Annotated in this window: 2 protein-coding genes; both read left to right on the top strand. The window is 66.4% G+C overall.

Annotation, left to right across the window (positions count from 1 at the left end; genetic code table 11):
- Nucleotides 1–126: 126 nt before the first annotated feature.
- The gene (locus tag PQQ96_RS41840) at nucleotides 127–1,002 is read left to right on the top strand and encodes a tyrosine-type recombinase/integrase (protein ID WP_006050641.1); all 876 of its coding nucleotides are present in this window, start codon (nucleotides 127–129) and stop codon (nucleotides 1,000–1,002) included.
- Between the two features lie 23 nt (nucleotides 1,003–1,025).
- The gene (locus PQQ96_RS41835; RefSeq protein ID WP_408303250.1) at nucleotides 1,026–2,201 is read left to right on the top strand and encodes an IS91 family transposase; all 1,176 of its coding nucleotides are present in this window, start codon (nucleotides 1,026–1,028) and stop codon (nucleotides 2,199–2,201) included.
- Nucleotides 2,202–2,557: the final 356 nt, after the last annotated feature.

The raw sequence follows: 2,557 nt of genomic DNA, 5'->3' as shown, positions 1-2,557 counted from the left end.
AAGGACGAAACCGCTCGCGCGGTAATGGGGCTCCGGTTGAGCTCTGGTGGCAGGTGAGAGCAAACCGACTCTGTTTCCATGTTGGGTACGAGGCAATCCGCCTCGTTCCTCAACAGGAGCAGAGCCATGACTCACACCAGCCAGGATATCAGTCCGCTGCGCCAGCACATGATCGACGACATGCGCATGCGCAAGCTCGCACCGCAGACGCAGGCCGGCTATGTCCGCGTGGTCCGTCAGTTCGCCGCTTTCCTCGGGCGCCCGCCCGACACCGCCACCGTCGAGGACCTGCGGCGCTACCAGCTGCATCTGGTCGACCACGGCATCTCGCCCGTGTCGCTGAATGCCGCCATCACCGGACTGAAGTTCTTCTTCGAGATCACGCTCAACCAGCCCGGGCTGATGGCGAGGATGCAGCCGGTGCGCGTGCCCCGCACGCTACCGGTCGTGCTCAGCCCTGACGAGGTGGCCCGCCTGATCGCCGCCGCCGGCAACCTGAAGCACCAGACGGCACTCTCAGTCGCCTACGGTGCCGGGCTGCGTGCGAGCGAAGTGGTGGCGCTGAAGGTCGGCGACGTCGACAGCCAGCGCATGACGCTGCGCATCGAGCAGGGCAAGGGCCGCCGCGACCGCTACGCGATGCTCTCGCCGGTCCTGCTCGAGCGCCTGCGTGTCTGGTGGCGCGTGGCCCATGCGCAGGGTCGCATGCTCGAAGGCGGCTGGCTGTTTCCCGGCCTCGATCCGGTGGACCCGCTCAGCACGCGGCAACTGAACCGCGCCATCCATGCCGCCGCAGAAGAGGCACACCTCGGCAAGCGCGTATCCATGCATACGCTGCGCCATAGTTTCGCGACACACCTGCTCGAACAGAAGGAGGATATCCGTGTGATCCAGGTGCTGCTGGGGCACAAGAAGCTCGAGACCACCTCACTCTATACCCAGGTGGCCACCGACCTGCTGCGCAAGGTGATCAGCCCGCTGGACCGCCTGCCTTCCGAGTAGGCCAGCACCGCGCGGAGCGCCCCGTGCTGGAGGTCGCGGACATCTTCCGCGTCCACGGGCCAGCGTGGCGACAGACTGTACCGCTGAGCCTGGGACAGCTGAAGGTCATGTCGGCCATCGAACAGTGCCGCACCGCGGCGCTGGGTGGACATGTGTTGCGCTGTTCCGGCTGCGCAAAGCTGGAGATCTCCTATGACTCGTGTCGCAATCGCCATTGTCCGAAGTGCCAGGCGAGCGCCGCACACCGGTGGCTCGAGGCACGTCAGGCCGACCTGCTGCCCGTGGAGTATTACCACGTGGTCTTCACGCTGCCCGCCACGATCAGCGCGATCGCCTGGTACAACAAGGCGCTGATCTACGGCCTGCTGTTCGATGTTGCCGCCGAGACCCTGCGTACCATCGCAGCCGATCCGAAGCATCTGGGCGCGCAGACTGGCGCGACGCTGGTGCTCCATACGTGGGGCTCGGCACTCACACACCATCCCCACGTCCACGGCATCGTCCCCGGTGGTGGCCTGTCACCCGACGGTGAGCGGTGGGTCGCCTGCCGGCCCGGCTTCTTCCTGCCCGTGCGCGTGCTCTCACGGCTGTTCCGGCGACGTTTCCTGGAAGAACTCGCTGCAGTGCATCGTCATGGCGAGTTGCGATTCTTCGGCGAGTACGCCGCGCTCGCCGATCCTGCCGTCTTCGCCCAGTGGCTCGCGCCGCTACGCGCATGTGAATGGGTCGTGTATGCGAAGCGCCCGTTCGCGGGACCCGAGGCCGTGCTCGCCTACCTGTCACGCTACACGCATCGCGTGGCCATCTCCAACCAGCGGCTCGTTGCGCTCGATGAACGCGGCGTGACCTTCCGCTGGAAGGACTATCGCGCGAAGGGGCGCACCCGCTACAAGACCATGACCCTGGGCGCGCACGAGTTCATGCGCCGCTTCCTGCTGCACGTGCTGCCCGGCGGCTTCCACCGCATCCGCCACTATGGCCTGCTCGCCAATCCCGTGCGGCGGCAGAATCTCGCGAAGATACGCGAGCTGCTGCATGTCACGGCCGCCGGCGCGCAGGCCGCCGCTACCGATGACCCACCCGGCAATCTCCCGCCGCGCTTCATCTGCCGGCACTGTGGCGCGCCGATGATCGTCATCGAGGTCCTCCAGCGCAGCGCACCGATCCGCGCACCACCCGCACAGCGAGCCGCAGCATGAGCGCACGTGTTTCGAGACGTCCAGACCGACCGTCGGCTCTCCGGCAACGGGACCCGATAGCGGACGGTTGCGTCCTTCACATGCATCAGGCGGTTTCGCGCCCTGTGCACCGCCAGGAACGCCGGCCGGACCGCTTCGTCAACGTGCATCCCGTCGACATCCACCCGCTTCGCCTGATCTCACCATCAGCCCGACGTCGCATGCGACCGCTCCAATCCCCATAGCGATACAGGTTCCGGCCGCATCGGGACACTCCGCGGTTTCCTCCATCGGGGTTTGTACGACGCCTGCCCGCATGCTCCTGTGGCGTCCGCCCATGCGCACGGTCAAGGGCAGGCATCCTACAAACCTAAACA

Source organism: Paraburkholderia sediminicola (assembly GCF_046027825.1).
Classification (GTDB): Bacteria; Pseudomonadota; Gammaproteobacteria; order Burkholderiales; family Burkholderiaceae; genus Paraburkholderia; species Paraburkholderia sediminicola_D.
This window is presented reverse-complemented; position numbering and strand designations above follow the sequence as displayed.

Bases quoted from the DNA above. Each gene is read 5' to 3' on its own strand.
- PQQ96_RS41840 (WP_006050641.1), top strand. From the start codon at position 127: ATGACTCACACCAGCCAGGATATCAGTCCGCTGCGCCAGCACATGATC.